We start from the raw sequence: 13,787 nt of genomic DNA on the forward strand, positions 1-13,787 counted from the left end.
CCACGCCGGCGGTGCCGACGGCGCCGGCTGCTCGGGCAGCGGCAGCACCGCGGCCGCCGATGAGGCATCGATTGCGCTGAAGCCCAGGATGATCGTCAGCCAATTCAGCCAGGCGAAGTTGCCCGACAGCACCAACCACAACTGGGTGATGATCATGATCACCGCGGCCGCGCTGGCCACCGGCTGGGGAGCGAACAGCCCGAAGGGCACGACGAGTTGGGCGAAATGATTTCCCGCCACCTCGATCCGATGCAGCGGCTTGGGCAGGTGATGGAAGAACCAGCTCAGCGGCCCGGGCATCGGCTGCGTCTCGTGGTGATAATCCAGGCATGTCAGATCGCGCCAGCACGAGTCACCGCGCAGCTTGATCAGCCCCGCACCGAACTCAACGCGAAACAGCAGCCAGCGCGCCAGCCAGATGACCACCAGGGGTGGGGCGATGCGGTCATTGCCCAGGAATATCCCCAGAAACCCCGCCTCCAGCAGCAAGGATTCCCAGCCGAACGAATACCACGTCTGCCCGACGTTGACGATCGACAAGTACAGCACCCACAGCACCAGCCACATCAGCATGGCCGTCCACAACGGCACAACATCGGCTACACCGCCGACGATCGCCGCCGACAACGCCGCACCGAACCACGAAATGGTGGCGAACAGCCGGTCCGAGTAGTGGAGGTGAAAGATGCTCGGCGCCTGCCAGAAAGATTGCTCGGCCAGGAATCGCGGTATCGGCAGCATGCCGTGCGCTCCGATGAGTGCGCGGAACTGCCGCGCGGCCACGACGAAGGCGATCAGGTAGACGGCTGCGATGCCGCGCTCCAGTACCAGCCTGCCTAGCCAGTATTCGGGTGCGTTGAACCATTCCATTGGCCGTAGCTCCTCGGACTACAGACGTTCATACCCCGCCGATGGCCAACACACCCCTGGCCATCCTTAGCCCTGTTCGCGCCATGCCGGCGGATTACCCCCCGGCCGATTTGGCTATGCCTGGCTTGAGTTCCGATCCACCGGAAGGGAGACCATGGATGCAACGCGCGACCGCGCGGCAGATCAGGCCGGCACCGGTCGGGTTCGCCCCTGGTTGAACTGGATTCTGGCCGTTTTGACGGTACCCGCCGCCGCAGCGGTGATGCTATTCGCACTGGCCGCGACCATGAGCACCACCGGCTGCGCTTACCAGCAGTGCCGGCACCAGGGCCCGGGAGAGTTCTGGTTCGGGGTGCTGTTTTACGGCGCCCCGGTGGTTGCCGTGGCGACTCTTGCATTGTCGTTGTTCACCGCCAGGCGGCCGCGGGGCTGGGTGGTGCCGGTGTGCGGTCTGGTCCTCCTCGCGATCGATCTGGCCGTGTTCGCGTTATCGTTCCAGCGCTAGTTGTCCAATGAGCCGTCTACCGGGTGGCCTTGATGACCTGCGCCAGGTTGAATTGCCACCGCTCGACCAGGCGAAAGCCGAGCTCGCGCGGCACCCAAAACGCATTGGCCGTCGCAAAACGGGGACCGGGCGGAATCGCCACCCCGACCTCGTGCTTGGGCACGGTAGGGTCGCGCTCCGAGATTGTCCACAGCACGGCGCAGCGGTCGATGCGATCGGCGACCACGAACGGCGCAATGTTGGTGTCCCAAAGCTGGTCGATCGACGTTGCGCGCTCACCCAGCCCGACGTCGACGAGATCCCGGTATGCCGCCGGGCGTGCGGCCACCAGTGGCCGGATCGGCCCCGGCCGCCACGACACGGTGTCGTCGAGAAGCAGGCAATCGCCGGGGGCGGCGTAGCGGGTGATCACATCGGCGACCCGGCTGTAGTCCATGCCGTACTTGGAATATGCACCGCGTTGCCCATAAAGGTAATTGGGCAACGCCGCAACCGCGAGTAGGGCAAGCACCGCACCGACGCGTGCCGGCGTCTTGGCGATCGACACCACGCACACGCCGAGCAGGATTGCCAGCCCCGGCGCAGTGAAGCACAGGTATCGCGGATAGTAGATCGGTACCACCGTCACCGAATACAGCAGCGTGCTCACTGTCGGTATCGCCATCCACGCGACGGCGACGATGATGAGCTGCCGCTCCCCGTTTGCTTGAGTCATGGCCCCGCGGTGCCGCAGCACGAGCCCGGCAGCGACGATCAAGCCGGCGAGGATGGCGAACGGCACGCTGCGGTCGAAATACTGCTTGACACCGACATCGATGACTGTGTGCGCGCCGAGCGGCTCGATCCAATTCAGTTGGTGAATTTGACCGTGTGCCAAGGCAATAAACGGTGCGATGATGACGAGCGCTATGGCGATCGACGCGATGAAGTGGATACTTGACCGCCGACCTCGAAAGACCCACATCACCGCGGCGTGCACCCCGACCATGAGAACCAAATACACGTCGAGTGTCATCGACACCACCATCGCCAGTGCGTAAGCCGTCCACAGCCACACCGTGCCTCGCCGAGCGGCGACGACCAGCAGCACCGTGACCCAAACCGCCGCCATCGCTGAAAGCGCCGACGGACGCGCCTCGATACCGGCCCAGGTCACCCGGGGTAGGAGCGCAAACGTGATGCCCGAAGCCATCGCCACGGACCGGCACGAGAACTGCCTGCTCAACATCACGACGCCAGCGGCCGCGAGACCCACCGCCACACCGCTCGGCGCACGCGACCAGAACTCCGTCGGAGGTGAGGCGGTGAACCAGGCATGCATCAGCAGGTAATAGCCGCCATGCACGGCGTCGATGTTGCCCAGCAGCCGCGTCAATTGCTCCAGCGATCGACTGGCGGCCGAGATCGTGGCGGCCTCGTCGAACCAGAACGACGGCCGGCTTGCACCGGCCATGCTGATGATCGTTGCCAGCGCACCGGCGACGACCGGGTCGAGGCGGCCCCTACCGCGCGCCGCGGCCACACGCATGGCACAGTGCATCTTTTCAGCCAAGTTGCCGGGTATCACACGTCGCTTCGGTTGCGCCTATCGGGATCAGCGCCGCAGGATGGGACGCAGCCGATCCAATACCGACGCGTCTTCGATGGTGGACGGCACGGGTTCGTCGACACCTGCCGCCATGCCCCGCATGGTCTTTCGAAGAATTTTGCCAGAACGGGTCTTCGGCAGCGCGGGCACCACGTCGATGACCTTCAACGAGGCGACGGCGCCGATCCCATCGCGGACCGCTCCGACCAGCTCGTCCCGCAGCCGCTCGACGGCGATATCGACGCCCGCCTTGAGCACCACGAGTCCGCGCGGCACGTGCCCCTTGATCTCGTCGTCAATGCTGATCACCGCGCACTCGGCAACGGCGGGATGGGCCGCGATGACAGCCTCGATGGCTCCGGCCGAAATACGATGTCCGGCAACGTTGATGACGTCGTCCGTGCGGCCCATCACGAACAGGTAGCCGTCTTCGTCGACGTGCCCGCCGTCGCCGGTCAGATAGTAGCCGGGAAACGCCGACAGGTAGGACGCAACGTACCGCTCGTCGTCACCCCACAACGTCGATAGCGTGCCGGGCGGAAGCGGAAGCTTCACGCAGATGGCGCCCTCTTCGCCTGGACCGCAAGGCTTGCCGTCGGGTAGCAGTACCTGTACGTCGTAGCCGGGCATCGGCACGGTGGCCGAACCCGGCTTTATCGGCAGCGGCTCGATGCCCATCGGATTGGCGGCGATCGCCCAGCCGGTTTCGGTCTGCCACCAGTGATCGACAACAGGAACGCCGAGCCGATCGCTCGCCCACTCTTGTGTGTTGGGGTCGGTGCGCTCACCAGCCAGGAACAAGTACTTCAGCGACGATGTGTCGTGTTTCTGCAGGTGCGCGCCGTCCGGGTCGTCCTTCTTGATGGCGCGGATCGCCGTCGGTGCGGTGAACAGTACCTTCACCCGTTGCTCGGACACCACCCGCCAGAACGCGCCGGGATCGGGGGTGCCTACCGGCTTGCCCTCATAGAGCACGGTGGTTGCGCCCAACAGCAGCGGCCCGTACACGATGTAGGAATGCCCGACGACCCAACCCACGTCGGAGGCGGCCCAGTACACGTCGCCCGGCGCAACGTCGTACACATTGCGCATGCTCCACAGCAGCGCGACGGCGTGCCCACCGTTGTCGCGGACCACACCCTTCGGCTTTCCGGTGGTGCCCGACGTGTAGAGGATGTACAGCGGGTCGGTGGCGGCCACCGGCACCGGATCGACCGGCCGTGCGTCGGCCATCACCGCGCTCCAGTCCAGGTCGCGTCCGTCGACCAAATCGGCAGGCGCCTGCTCGCGCTGCAGAATCACGCAATGCGCGGGCCTGAATTGCGCCACTTCCAGCGCCTTGTCCAGCATCGGCTGATAAGCGACCACGCGCGCCGGTTCGACGCCGCAGCTCGCCGAGACCACCACCTTCGGGCGCGCGTCATCGATGCGAACAGCCAACTCGTTGGCCGCGAAACCACCGAACACCACCGAATGCACGGCGCCGAGTCGCGCGCAGGCGAGCATCGCGACCACCGCTTCCGGCACCATCGGCATGTAGATGACCACGCGGTCCCCCTTGTCGACTCCCAATCCGCGCAGCACACCGGCGAACCGCGAAACCTCCGCCAGTAGTTGGGAATACGTGTATGAACGCTTGGCCCCCGTTACCGGCGAGTCATAGATGAGGGCCGGCTGGTCGGCGCGGCCATTGGCCACGTGGCGGTCGATCGCGTTCGCGCACGTGTTCAGCTCACCGCCGGTGAACCAGCGGTAGAACGGCGGATTGGACGCGTCGAGCACCCGTTGTGGCTGGCGGGTCCAGGTCACCGCCCTTGCTGTGTCGGCCCAGAACCCGGCCGGATCGTTGAGGCTCTGCTCAAACAGCTCTCGATAGCCCATCGGAGCAGCCTTACATAGACAACCGCATTTTCCACCGGACTTGCACTGACCTCGATAACGTATGGATCGTGAGGCTCGCGGCGACGCTTGCTGCGTCGATCGTATTGTCCGCCGGCATGCTGACTGCGTGCGGCGGTTCGAACCAGTCGTCTGCCCCTTCAACGTCCCTTCAGCCAACCCCCGGCCGGCAGTACTCGATTACCCAGATGCCGGGGACGCCGACCCCCCAACCCGCCGGCGCCGAGATTGTCATCTCCGGCAACTCCTACACAGTGCCGCCGACGGTGCAGCCGGGTCAGCAGGTGACCGTCGTCAACAACGACGAGGCCAACCACACCGTCACGTCCGACGACAACACGGCATTTGACGTCCGGATATCCGGCGGCGGCGGCTTCCAGACATTGATCGCTCCCACGGCACCCGGCACTTACCCATTCCACTGCAAGTACCACTCCAACATGCACGGGACGCTGACGGTCGGATAGCGATGCGCTTAAGGGCACTGGCCTTGGTGGGCTGCATGCTGTTCACCGGCTCCGCTACCGGCGCGCTCGGCGGCCGGTTGGCGTCGGCGGATCCGACGGTGACGTCGGCCACACCACCGGAGCGGCCACCGGCTCCTTCCGCCGTTTTGTTTGCGGACAACCCGTCGATCGTCAATAGCCGAGCTCAGCCGTTCGACTCGTGGAGTCGCCTCGCCAACGGCGACGCGCTGGCGTTGTATTTCACCGTCGGCTCGCCCGAGTGCTCGGGCGTGCACGCCAACGTGAGCGAGACCTCCGAAACCGTCGCCGTGGAGTTTCGCTCCGGCACGCTGCCTGAGGCCGTCGGACGGATGTGCACGATGATCGCGGTGTTCGGCAGCGTTGACGTGCCGCTGCAAAACCCGCTGGGCGATCGACAAGTACTCAGTGTGTACTGACGATCGCCCAGCGGCTGTGGCTAGTTGTGGCTAGTTGTCGGGCGGGCAGTTCACGTCCACGTAGACGGTGGTGAACTGTGTGGCTTGCCCCCCGCCGACCGGGGCCGCCGCGGGAAGGCCGTGGACACCGTTGACTGTGCACTCTGACAGCGGAACGTCCCTCGGGCCGTTCAGGTTGAGCTGCACGGAATAGCCTTGTGACCGTAGCTGATTGACGGCGTCGGAGGCCGACGATCCGCCCAGTGGGGCCGCTGCGGCGGTGCTGGCCAATGCAACAGAGCCCGCGGCGAGCACGCCTGCGACGGCGGTGCCGAAGATGATGCGCTTCATGTTGAAACTCCTGAGTCCGTGTCCCTATGGGACGCCTCGATTGACTGCTCACTGGTAGTTACGTGTTCGGTTACAACCGGCCAGGTCAAGGAGTCGCGTCGCCGCTCGTCGGATGGCCCGATCCGGGCACACTTAGAATCGCTGTTGAGCGCGGCGATGTCGTCAGTGCTGCCACCAAACAATGGCCACCGACAGCCTGTAGGCGATTCTTCCCGTTATCCCCCAGGACGTTCACCTAGCAGTTGGTCTTGTGAAGTTTGAGAATTTGTCCGGTGACGGGATTCAATATCGCCCGCAGGTAGGCGAGCGCGACGTCGGCGGCCGAGACCGGTGTGAACCCTGGGAAGAACCGGTGATAGTTCGTAGATTCCGCCAGGACTGTGGGGCTGACGCAATTGATACGCACTCCACGCGGCAGCTCGGTGGCCGCGGCCTTGACGAAACCTTCGACCATGTGGTTAACCGTTGTCCCGATTGAGCTGGCATGGGTGAACTCGTCACCGAGTACCCCGGAGATGAGCGTGAACGACCCGTTGTCGGAAATATGCGGAAGCGCGGCCCGGACCAGGTTTATCTGGCCCATGCCCTTTGCTGCGATGGAGTTGGCCCACTGTTCGTCGGTGGTGTCTGCCAGCGGGGCGGGGAACACATCGCCCGCCGCATTGGCCACGGCGTCGAATTGCCCTGTCTTCGTGAACAGTTCGCGCAGGCTCGCCGGATCGGTGATGTCTGCTTGCAGCTCCCCGGAGGTACGACCGACGGATAGCACGTGGTGCCCGTGCTGGATCAACGCTTCGCGCACGGCCTCACCAATCGTTCCGGTGCCAACAACGACCACTTTCATGCTTGCTCTCCTGTCGACTCGCCGATCGCGTGGCCGTGCCCGTCGACGACCTGCATCAGGGTCAGGCTCCGACTTCCTGGTCACCAAGAACGCTAAGGAGTTTCAGCTTGTTGTATGCCTCCGAGGCGGGCGGCGCGCTGAGAATAACCAGCCGCTGGTTGCCGTCGGCGGTGGCCAGGATCTCACAGTCGACGCTGATTCGTCCCACCTTGGGATGCACGAACGTCTTGTGGTCGTCGGGTGGGATGCCCACCTCGTGACGGTCCCACAGCCGACGGAATTCCTCGCTGCGCGAAAGCAATCCGTCGACGAGGGCCTGCACGTCGGCGTCGCCGCGGCGCCGCGACCACGCGGCACGCAGCGCCGCGACCCGGATCCGGGCGTGGTGCTCGAGTTCCTCGGCCGGAAACAGCTCGCGGTAGCCGGTGCCCAGAAACCACTTCCACACCATGCTGTCCCGCGCACCGCTGCCGACGTGGTCACCCATCAGCAGCACCGAGAGACGATTCTGCGCCAGGAACACCTCGAGGTCGGAACACACGAACGCCGCGCAGTCGTCGAGCTGGTCGAGCACGTGGATCAGCGCGGGCCGCACATACGGTGACGACGCCGTCCGCTCGGGAGCGGGATGCCCGGCCAGCCGGTACAGATGATCCCGTTCATCGAGCCTGAGCCGCAGCGTCCGTGCCAGTGCCGCAAGCATCTGCGTCGACGGCTGCGGCCCGCGTCGCTGCTCGAGGCGGGTGTAGTAGTCCACCGACATGCCGGTGAGCTGTGCGATCTCCTCCCGGCGCAGCCCGGCTGTTCGCCGCCGCGGGCCCGCCGTCAAACCGACGTCCGCGGGCGCCAGGGCCTGCCGCCGGGCCCGCAGGAACTCCGCCAACGCGTCGCGGTCCACGCTGCCATCCTGGCTTGACGACGTGTCCTTTGCCAGGGATTGCCAATCCCAGGACGGCGGAGTCTCTGGCGCCGCCGGGCGTCGCAACGCAGGCTGTGTCCATGAAGACCAAGAGTTTGGGAACCCTCGGAACCACATCGGCGATCGGCCTCGGCCTGATGGGCATGAGCGACATGTACGGTCCCAGCGACCGCGCCGAGAGCATCGCCACGATTCACGCTGCGCTCGACGCCGGCATCACGCTGCTGGACACAGGCGATTTCTACGGAATGGGCCACAACGAGCTGCTGCTACGCGAGGCCCTCAACGGCCGCGCTCGCGATCGGGTGCAGATCAGCGTTAAGTTCGGCGCCCAGCGCGGCCCGGACGGATCGTTTTTCGGGTTCGACGGGCGGCCCGGCGCAGTGAAGACCTCGCTGGCGTACTCGCTGCAGCGACTCGGGACCGACTACATCGACGTCTATCGGCCGGCGCGCCTCGACCCGCAGGTGCCGATCGAAGACACCGTCGGTGCGATCAAGGAGATGGTCGACGCCGGCTACGTCCGCCACGTCGGCCTGTCCGAGGTCGGCGCCGAGACGATCCGGCGTGCGCACGCCGTGCATCCGGTCAACGACCTGCAGATCGAATACTCGCTGATCAGCCGGGGCCTCGAAGGCGAGATCCTCGACACTTGCCGCGAACTCGCCGTCGGCGTCACTGCATACGGCGTCCTCTCACGCGGACTGATTAGTGGGCACTGGTCGCCTGATCGCGACTCCCACGCGCACGACTTTCGGCTGCACAGCCCGCGCTTCAGCGGCGAGAACATCGACCGCAATCTCGCGCTCGTCGATCGTCTGCGCGAGGTGGCGTCACAGCTCGGCGTGTCCGTCGCACAAGTGGCGATCGCATGGGTGGGCGCACAGGGCAACGACATCGTGCCCTTGGTCGGGGCCCGCACCCGCGAACGACTGGCCGAGTCGTTGGGCGCCGTGGACGTCGAGCTGACTGGCGAGCAGCTCGCCGCGATCGAATCCGCGGTGCCCAAGGACGCGGCGGCCGGCGACCGCTACGACGCTGCCCAGATGGCGATGCTCGACAGCGAACGCTAACCGGGCCGTGTGACGTTTGGCGTCATCTGGGGCTGCGGCAGCGGCTCGCCCGGCGCCGTCGGCGCGACCGCCAGGCGGCTGAAAGCAGCGGCCAAGTTCCCGCGCAGTCGACTTCCGCTTTTCAGGTTGAGGCGAAGTCAGAAGCGAAACGTTTGTGCTGGTCACGCGGGACCAACTGGACCAATATTGCGAAGTTTGCAGAATATTTGCCGGATGAAATCGAAGCGGCGAGGCCCGCGGGACCACTACACAACTGGCCAACGCCCTCTCGGCAACCGCTCGTCGCGATCGCCCTAGATGAGTACCGCGGCCGAGGTCCTTCCTGATTTCCCGGTGTCGTTTGGACGTGGCGGGGCATCGCGGTCGCGGCCACAATAATGGGGTGAACCTCGTCCGCAAGAGCTTGATGGCCGCGGCTGTCCCCCTTGTGATGACGGCGGCGACCGGCGAGGCGCAAGGGGCGGCTGACCCGACCGGTACGCCTGCGATCTGCCACAGCACCACCGAGGATGGCGCCGAAACGGATACATGCGTGGGCAATCCCGCCGCAAGCAGCGGTCCTGATGACGCCGCTCGGGGTGTAGTTGTTCGGCCAGAATTCTGTCTGGGCATTGGAATCGCGTTTTTCGGCAACTGCGGCGACGATTGAGTCGTGCGCGACCTGAACTGCGGATACACCCGAGTGAGTCACGCGGTAAATCAAACGTAAATCAAACACGGTCATGCGCGTGTCCCGCAGTCCGATCGCACCCCCGACGGGTTCCGACTCGGTGGTGGGTCCAGACACAGCGCAACCAATTCGAGGAAAGTTCGTTTGATCCCGGTCGGCAACGCCGACTGGAGGAGTTACCGGGCTGGGCCTGGAATGCACGTGATGCCTTGACACTTCGCATGCCAGTCAAGTAGATGCGAGTACTCAAATACTCCCGACGGCGCGATTGAAATAGTGCTCTACTTGAAGCGCTGGCTGAGACGGTGGCCAAGGTTGCAGCGAGGTTGATCCGTCTTATCGCGCTGCATGCGCGCGCGCATCGGGGTCCGGGTAAAGCCGGTCAGCTCACCCGCCGCGAGCATGAAGTGTTACGGCTCATTCAGGCCGATATGTCCAACAAGGAGATCGCAAGGACGCTCGGTATTGAGCTCAGTACCGTCAAGAACCGTGTCCACACAACTGTCGAGGAGCTGAGTTATGAGTTTCGACCCGCAATTCGCCCGTGACACAGTCCTGCCCCTGGTGCAGGCCGCCTATCAGGTCTTCCACAACCCCGATGTAGACCCGACTCTGCCGGCTGGTTATCAGAAGACCGCCCTGCTCGAAGCAGACCCGGTGCTGCTCGACTACATTACAGAATTATCCGAAAGCGCCCGCTCATACGTTCAAACGGTCGCCGGCGAAAGCTCGGTGTTCGGCTTGGTCGGCAAGAACACTGCGACCAAGACAGCATTCGTCGCAATTCGCGGTACCCAAACGCAGACAGAGTGGTTGGAGAACCTCGATTTCGACACGACACGCTATCGGCCGGTACCCGATTTCGGAGACGTCCACATGGGGTGGATGGGACTCTACGAGACGATGCGGGCCAATCTGACGGCGAATCTCCCGACCGCCTGCGCGGGCTGCGACCAATTGATTGTCACCGGGCACAGCCTGGGCGCCGCCCTCGCGGTGCTCGCCGCGCCGGACATCGCCAAGAACATATCGGTTGTCCCGGAACCGAAACTGACGACCTTCGGTGGCCCACGCCCCGGACTGCATGACTTCGTTGTGCCGTTCAACCTGCTGATCGACGTCTGCTTCCGGGTGGTCAACCTCTTCGATATCGTCCCGCACCTGCCGTTGGCGTGGCCCGGCCTGCCCTACGAGCATGTGGGCGTGCAGATCGCGGTGGATTCGGGTGGTTCCATCGACCAGACTCACCGCCACGGCCTGGACGCCTACCGCGCTGGTCTGACCAGTCTCATCAGCACGCAGCCTGCCTGGGCATCGATGGTCTCCGTCTAGGTGATGGACGACTGGCCAATGGCGCTTGTGCAACGCAGCAGGCCGCTTGACGATCGCTCCTGAGTACCAGCCACAAGACTCATATTCACACTCACTCTTGATCTTCCAGAAGCCCGACCCGGCACCTCCGCGCGGTGAGGGCAGCAATCGTAGCCGTGTCTTGCGGTGCAAAGACCCCGGAGCAAGCCGCGCGTGTGCAGGTATTCGCACGCTTCTTAATCCAGCTCGGTCAGCGCCTTCGTCAGCTCTCCAACCTCGGGCACCCCGATGCCAGTAACGAGATCGTGTCCGGGTCCAGCAGTGAAGTCACCGTTGGTCCCGGCTTGGATATCGCGGAAGGATTGAGTTCCGATCAGGGGATAGATGACCGGGTTCAAGAAGGGAAGAAACGCCTTTCCGGCCTTCTCGCGGGCCTCGTTAATTAACGCGCAGAAGCCGGCCCAGACCGGCGCGCTCCAGCTGGTACCGCCGATCCCTACCGGTCTGCCGTTCAGCACCAGGAAGGCACCGGTGTTGGGGTCGGCCGCCAGGCTGACGTCTGGCACCAGCCGCTCCCCTCCGGCTGGCACGCCAGCACCGGTCTGCCACGCAGGCCGCGAGAAGAAGATGCTTTTGCCGCCGCCGCTGCCCATCCATCCCACCTCGCTCGCCACGTCGCCCGCCGACGTGAGCTTGAGGGTCGTGCCGCCGACGCTCACCACGCTAGTGTCGGACGATTCGTATTCGGCCTGGGTGGGCCCGCTGGCGCTATGTCCGGAAACATCAGGCCGTGAGCCGGCGTCGCCTGAGGACACGAACACGTTGACGCCCGCGGCGGCGAGTCGCAGGAATTTTGCGTGCTGCGTTCGTACTTCGCCGTTCGGCCCACCGAAGAACTGCTCGCCGAGTCCGAGGCTGATCGAGAGCTGACGCATTCCCGGCCGCGACGGCAGGTCGGCGATGATGCGATCGAGAGCGAGGTCCAGATCCACGAACTGAAGGGAGCCGGAGGCGTAAATCCGCACCTTCGCGTCCGGCGCGATACCGCTCGCCCATGAAACGTCGAGCGTCTCCTCGCCTTCGGCCGGAGGCAGCTGCCCGCCGTTGACGTTGATCTCTTCGATGCGGGAGATCGAGCCCGGCAAGTTGTTAACCTTCCAGAACGCCTTCAGGTCCGATGCGACCGGCACCGTGTCAATCAAAATGGCGATCGTCTGACCCTTACCGGTGACGTTCAATTCCTGCGCACCGTAGGCCTTGCGGACTTCCGACACCAGATACGGCGGGCTATTCGCGACGCGCGCCGCCTGCTTGCCGGCCGACGGCTTAGCCGTCTTGGCAGGCCCCCGGGTACGGCTGCGCTTGCCGGCTGCCGCACCTGCTGAATTGGCGAGCGACATGAGATTACCGTTGTGCAGCATACACATTCGGCTCTGCTTCCTTGCCTGGCGGAACGGCTGCAGTCCGATGATGGCGTGAACGCTCTTACTCACGTCAGCCGGCAGGCTGGGCGCGTTCTTCGCCGCCGTATAGGTGACGCCATCCTTGGTGACCCGCACCATCTCCACGCCAAGGCTCTTTTCGATCTGATCGACGCTCGCGCGCGCGTAGACGCTCGTCCCGTCCGAGGAAACCTCTGTCACGTCGAAGTTCTGCGCCTTAAGCCACTTCACCAGCTTTTCACGCTCCTTTGCGTCCGTGGCATACCGCTTCTGCAGCTGATCGGCCGGAACCACCTCGCCTCGCGCGACGCGCTGTTCGAGGTCCGCCTCGTCCTCGGGAGGGATCTCCAGCGAGAAGAGGACAGTCATTTTCGCGTCGCGGTGTTCCGGCTCGGCCGCTTGCACGAGCAGCCCGCGCGGGGTTGGCCCGGGTTCGTCGGGTAGCGGCGTGACGCTGTCCTCGAATACCTTGCGCTCGGCCATTTAAATTCTCCCTTCAGTACACGGCCGTCCGTCATAAGGCCGGCGTACCAGGGATCGTCGCTCCCGATGCGCGGTTGCACGCGAGTAGTTCGCTACTTGAATACGAGACAATGGCCGCTCCGTACCCATGTGCCATGCGCGTCCGAAAGAGGAAAGACGACCACTACTTATGCGACCGCTGGACGCCGCTCATAACCTCCATTCCTCGGCCGCCACGCGTCGCCGCGGACGAACAGAGCGTGACGCCTGGGCGCTCGAAATACTCCCCGGGGCTCACCCCGTATCAGGCCAAGGACGGCGAGTGGGGTCGGAGCCCGCCTAACTCCCGAAGAACGCAACACACTGGCCGTTGGGGCTCAGCGTGGAGCGGCTGGTGGCCGGCCACGGTTGAGTGAACACCTGCCGCGGATCGACGGGCGTACGGCTGATGAACCGGCGATCACATCGCCGAAGGGTTCGCGGCTCGGAATCGAAAGCTGGAAGCGGGCGGTGGGCTGGCGGATGAGGATCGCCGAACTCGGGCGTCCGACGATGCGCGTGCACGACCTGCGGCATACCTACGCGTCGCTGGCTCGATCGGCGGGAGCCGACATGAAACTGTTGCAGGTGATAATGGGCCACGCATCGATCATGGTGACCGCGAACACCTATGCAGACCTCTACGACTCCGACCTCGATCGAGTGGCCGATGCGCTCGACGGGCTCGGCGGCCGACCGTGATTGCGGATAAACGGCGGATAACCCGCGGGTTCTGGCGGATCGATCGCGCGTGCCAAGAGCCAAATAGGTCCGCGAACTGGTGATTCTCCTGGTGGCCAGGGCCGGGATCGAACCGGCGACCTTCCGCTTTTCAGGCGGACGCTCATACCGACTGAGCTACCTGGCCGGAAGGCACCGATGCGTGCCTCGCCGCGATGGCGACCCTGACGGGACTTGAACCCGCGACCTC

The 13,787-nt window shown here is 64.7% G+C and carries 15 protein-coding genes and 1 tRNA gene; 8 read left to right on the plus strand and 8 right to left on the minus strand.

What is annotated here, in order from left to right:
- Nucleotides 1-870 (minus strand): lipase maturation factor family protein (locus tag VE759_RS09285; protein ID WP_324930757.1); only part of this gene is annotated, 870 nt, incomplete at its 3' end.
- 154 nt (nucleotides 871-1,024) lie between these two features.
- Here VE759_RS09285 and VE759_RS09290 point away from each other — a divergent pair.
- Entirely contained in the window at nucleotides 1,025-1,375 is a 351-nt protein-coding gene (locus tag VE759_RS09290; protein WP_324930760.1) for a hypothetical protein, read from the plus strand.
- A gap of 16 nt (nucleotides 1,376-1,391) precedes the next feature.
- Here the strand turns inward: VE759_RS09290 and VE759_RS09295 are convergent, their stop codons facing one another.
- Together VE759_RS09295 and VE759_RS09300 are read right to left on the minus strand one after the other, a co-directional pair.
- Nucleotides 1,392-2,903 carry a hypothetical protein gene (locus VE759_RS09295; RefSeq protein WP_324930762.1) on the minus strand — a complete coding sequence of 504 codons (1,512 nt, stop codon included), beginning with the start codon at nucleotides 2,901-2,903 and terminating at the stop codon, nucleotides 1,392-1,394.
- Between the two features lie 66 nt (nucleotides 2,904-2,969).
- Nucleotides 2,970-4,844, minus strand: coding sequence for a propionyl-CoA synthetase (locus VE759_RS09300; RefSeq protein WP_324930765.1), 1,875 nt, complete (start codon nucleotides 4,842-4,844; stop codon nucleotides 2,970-2,972).
- Between the two features lie 206 nt (nucleotides 4,845-5,050).
- Between VE759_RS09300 and VE759_RS09305 the strand changes: the two genes are divergently transcribed.
- Complete coding sequence (locus VE759_RS09305; protein ID WP_324930768.1) at nucleotides 5,051-5,329, plus strand: cupredoxin domain-containing protein; 279 nt, start codon at nucleotides 5,051-5,053, stop codon at nucleotides 5,327-5,329.
- Between the two features lie 35 nt (nucleotides 5,330-5,364).
- On the plus strand, nucleotides 5,365-5,766 hold the full coding sequence (locus VE759_RS09310) for a hypothetical protein (protein WP_324930770.1): 402 nt from the start codon (nucleotides 5,365-5,367) through the stop codon (nucleotides 5,764-5,766).
- Between the two features lie 30 nt (nucleotides 5,767-5,796).
- Here the strand turns inward: VE759_RS09310 and VE759_RS09315 are convergent, their stop codons facing one another.
- The 3 genes from VE759_RS09315 to VE759_RS09325 all read right to left on the minus strand — a co-directional run bounded on the left by VE759_RS09315 (nucleotide 5,797) and on the right by VE759_RS09325 (nucleotide 7,838).
- Nucleotides 5,797-6,096, minus strand: a complete 300-nt coding sequence (locus tag VE759_RS09315) for a hypothetical protein (RefSeq protein WP_324930773.1) — start codon at nucleotides 6,094-6,096, stop codon at nucleotides 5,797-5,799.
- Between the two features lie 235 nt (nucleotides 6,097-6,331).
- Nucleotides 6,332-6,940, minus strand: coding sequence for a short chain dehydrogenase (locus VE759_RS09320; protein ID WP_324930775.1), 609 nt, complete (start codon nucleotides 6,938-6,940; stop codon nucleotides 6,332-6,334).
- Between the two features lie 61 nt (nucleotides 6,941-7,001).
- The gene (locus VE759_RS09325) at nucleotides 7,002-7,838 is read right to left on the minus strand and encodes a helix-turn-helix transcriptional regulator (RefSeq protein WP_324930778.1); all 837 of its coding nucleotides are present in this window, start codon (nucleotides 7,836-7,838) and stop codon (nucleotides 7,002-7,004) included.
- A 101-nt stretch (nucleotides 7,839-7,939) separates the two neighbouring features.
- Between VE759_RS09325 and VE759_RS09330 the strand changes: the two genes are divergently transcribed.
- The 4 genes from VE759_RS09330 (at nucleotide 7,940) to VE759_RS09345 (ending at nucleotide 10,934) form a co-directional block, all read left to right on the plus strand.
- Entirely contained in the window at nucleotides 7,940-8,932 is a 993-nt protein-coding gene (locus VE759_RS09330) for an aldo/keto reductase (protein ID WP_324930781.1), read from the plus strand.
- 382 nt (nucleotides 8,933-9,314) lie between these two features.
- Nucleotides 9,315-9,581: a hypothetical protein gene (locus tag VE759_RS09335; RefSeq protein WP_324930784.1), complete on the plus strand. Its 267-nt coding sequence runs from the start codon at nucleotides 9,315-9,317 to the stop codon at nucleotides 9,579-9,581.
- A 326-nt stretch (nucleotides 9,582-9,907) separates the two neighbouring features.
- Nucleotides 9,908-10,150, plus strand: coding sequence for a LuxR C-terminal-related transcriptional regulator (locus VE759_RS09340; RefSeq protein ID WP_324930786.1), 243 nt, complete (start codon nucleotides 9,908-9,910; stop codon nucleotides 10,148-10,150).
- On the plus strand, nucleotides 10,122-10,934 hold the full coding sequence (locus tag VE759_RS09345; protein WP_324930789.1) for a lipase family protein: 813 nt from the start codon (nucleotides 10,122-10,124) through the stop codon (nucleotides 10,932-10,934). The genes VE759_RS09340 and VE759_RS09345 overlap by 29 nt, the downstream gene beginning before the upstream one ends.
- Nucleotides 10,935-11,149: 215 nt before the next feature.
- Here the strand turns inward: VE759_RS09345 and VE759_RS09350 are convergent, their stop codons facing one another.
- The gene (locus VE759_RS09350; protein ID WP_324930792.1) at nucleotides 11,150-12,838 is read right to left on the minus strand and encodes a S53 family peptidase; all 1,689 of its coding nucleotides are present in this window, start codon (nucleotides 12,836-12,838) and stop codon (nucleotides 11,150-11,152) included.
- Nucleotides 12,839-13,225: 387 nt separating this feature from the next.
- Here VE759_RS09350 and VE759_RS09355 point away from each other — a divergent pair, with 387 nt between their 5' ends.
- Nucleotides 13,226-13,558 (plus strand): tyrosine-type recombinase/integrase, encoded by a 333-nt coding sequence (locus tag VE759_RS09355; protein ID WP_324930794.1) that lies wholly within the window; start codon nucleotides 13,226-13,228, stop codon nucleotides 13,556-13,558.
- A gap of 89 nt (nucleotides 13,559-13,647) precedes the next feature.
- Here the strand turns inward: VE759_RS09355 and VE759_RS09360 are convergent.
- A tRNA-Phe gene (locus tag VE759_RS09360) sits at nucleotides 13,648-13,724 on the minus strand.
- Nucleotides 13,725-13,787: the final 63 nt, after the last annotated feature.

It is taken from the genome of Mycobacterium sp. (genome assembly GCF_035640695.1).
GTDB lineage: Bacteria > Actinomycetota > Actinomycetes > Mycobacteriales > Mycobacteriaceae > Mycobacterium.

What these genes read in the sequence shown, in the direction of transcription:
- VE759_RS09315 (WP_324930773.1), bottom strand. Translation starts at nt 6,096, where the DNA reads ATGAAGCGCATCATCTTCGGCACCGCCGTCGCAGGCGTGCTCGCCGCG.
- VE759_RS09300 (WP_324930765.1), bottom strand. Translation starts at nt 4,844, where the DNA reads ATGGGCTATCGAGAGCTGTTTGAGCAGAGCCTCAACGATCCGGCCGGG.
- VE759_RS09320 (WP_324930775.1), bottom strand. Translation starts at nt 6,940, where the DNA reads ATGAAAGTGGTCGTTGTTGGCACCGGAACGATTGGTGAGGCCGTGCGC.
- VE759_RS09350 (WP_324930792.1), bottom strand. Translation starts at nt 12,838, where the DNA reads ATGGCCGAGCGCAAGGTATTCGAGGACAGCGTCACGCCGCTACCCGAC.
- VE759_RS09345 (WP_324930789.1), top strand. Translation starts at nt 10,122, where the DNA reads ATGAGTTTCGACCCGCAATTCGCCCGTGACACAGTCCTGCCCCTGGTG.
- VE759_RS09305 (WP_324930768.1), top strand. Translation starts at nt 5,051, where the DNA reads ATGCCGGGGACGCCGACCCCCCAACCCGCCGGCGCCGAGATTGTCATC.
- VE759_RS09295 (WP_324930762.1), bottom strand. Translation starts at nt 2,903, where the DNA reads ATGCGTGTGGCCGCGGCGCGCGGTAGGGGCCGCCTCGACCCGGTCGTC.
- VE759_RS09290 (WP_324930760.1), top strand. Translation starts at nt 1,025, where the DNA reads ATGGATGCAACGCGCGACCGCGCGGCAGATCAGGCCGGCACCGGTCGG.
- VE759_RS09330 (WP_324930781.1), top strand. Translation starts at nt 7,940, where the DNA reads ATGAAGACCAAGAGTTTGGGAACCCTCGGAACCACATCGGCGATCGGC.
- VE759_RS09310 (WP_324930770.1), top strand. Translation starts at nt 5,365, where the DNA reads ATGCTGTTCACCGGCTCCGCTACCGGCGCGCTCGGCGGCCGGTTGGCG.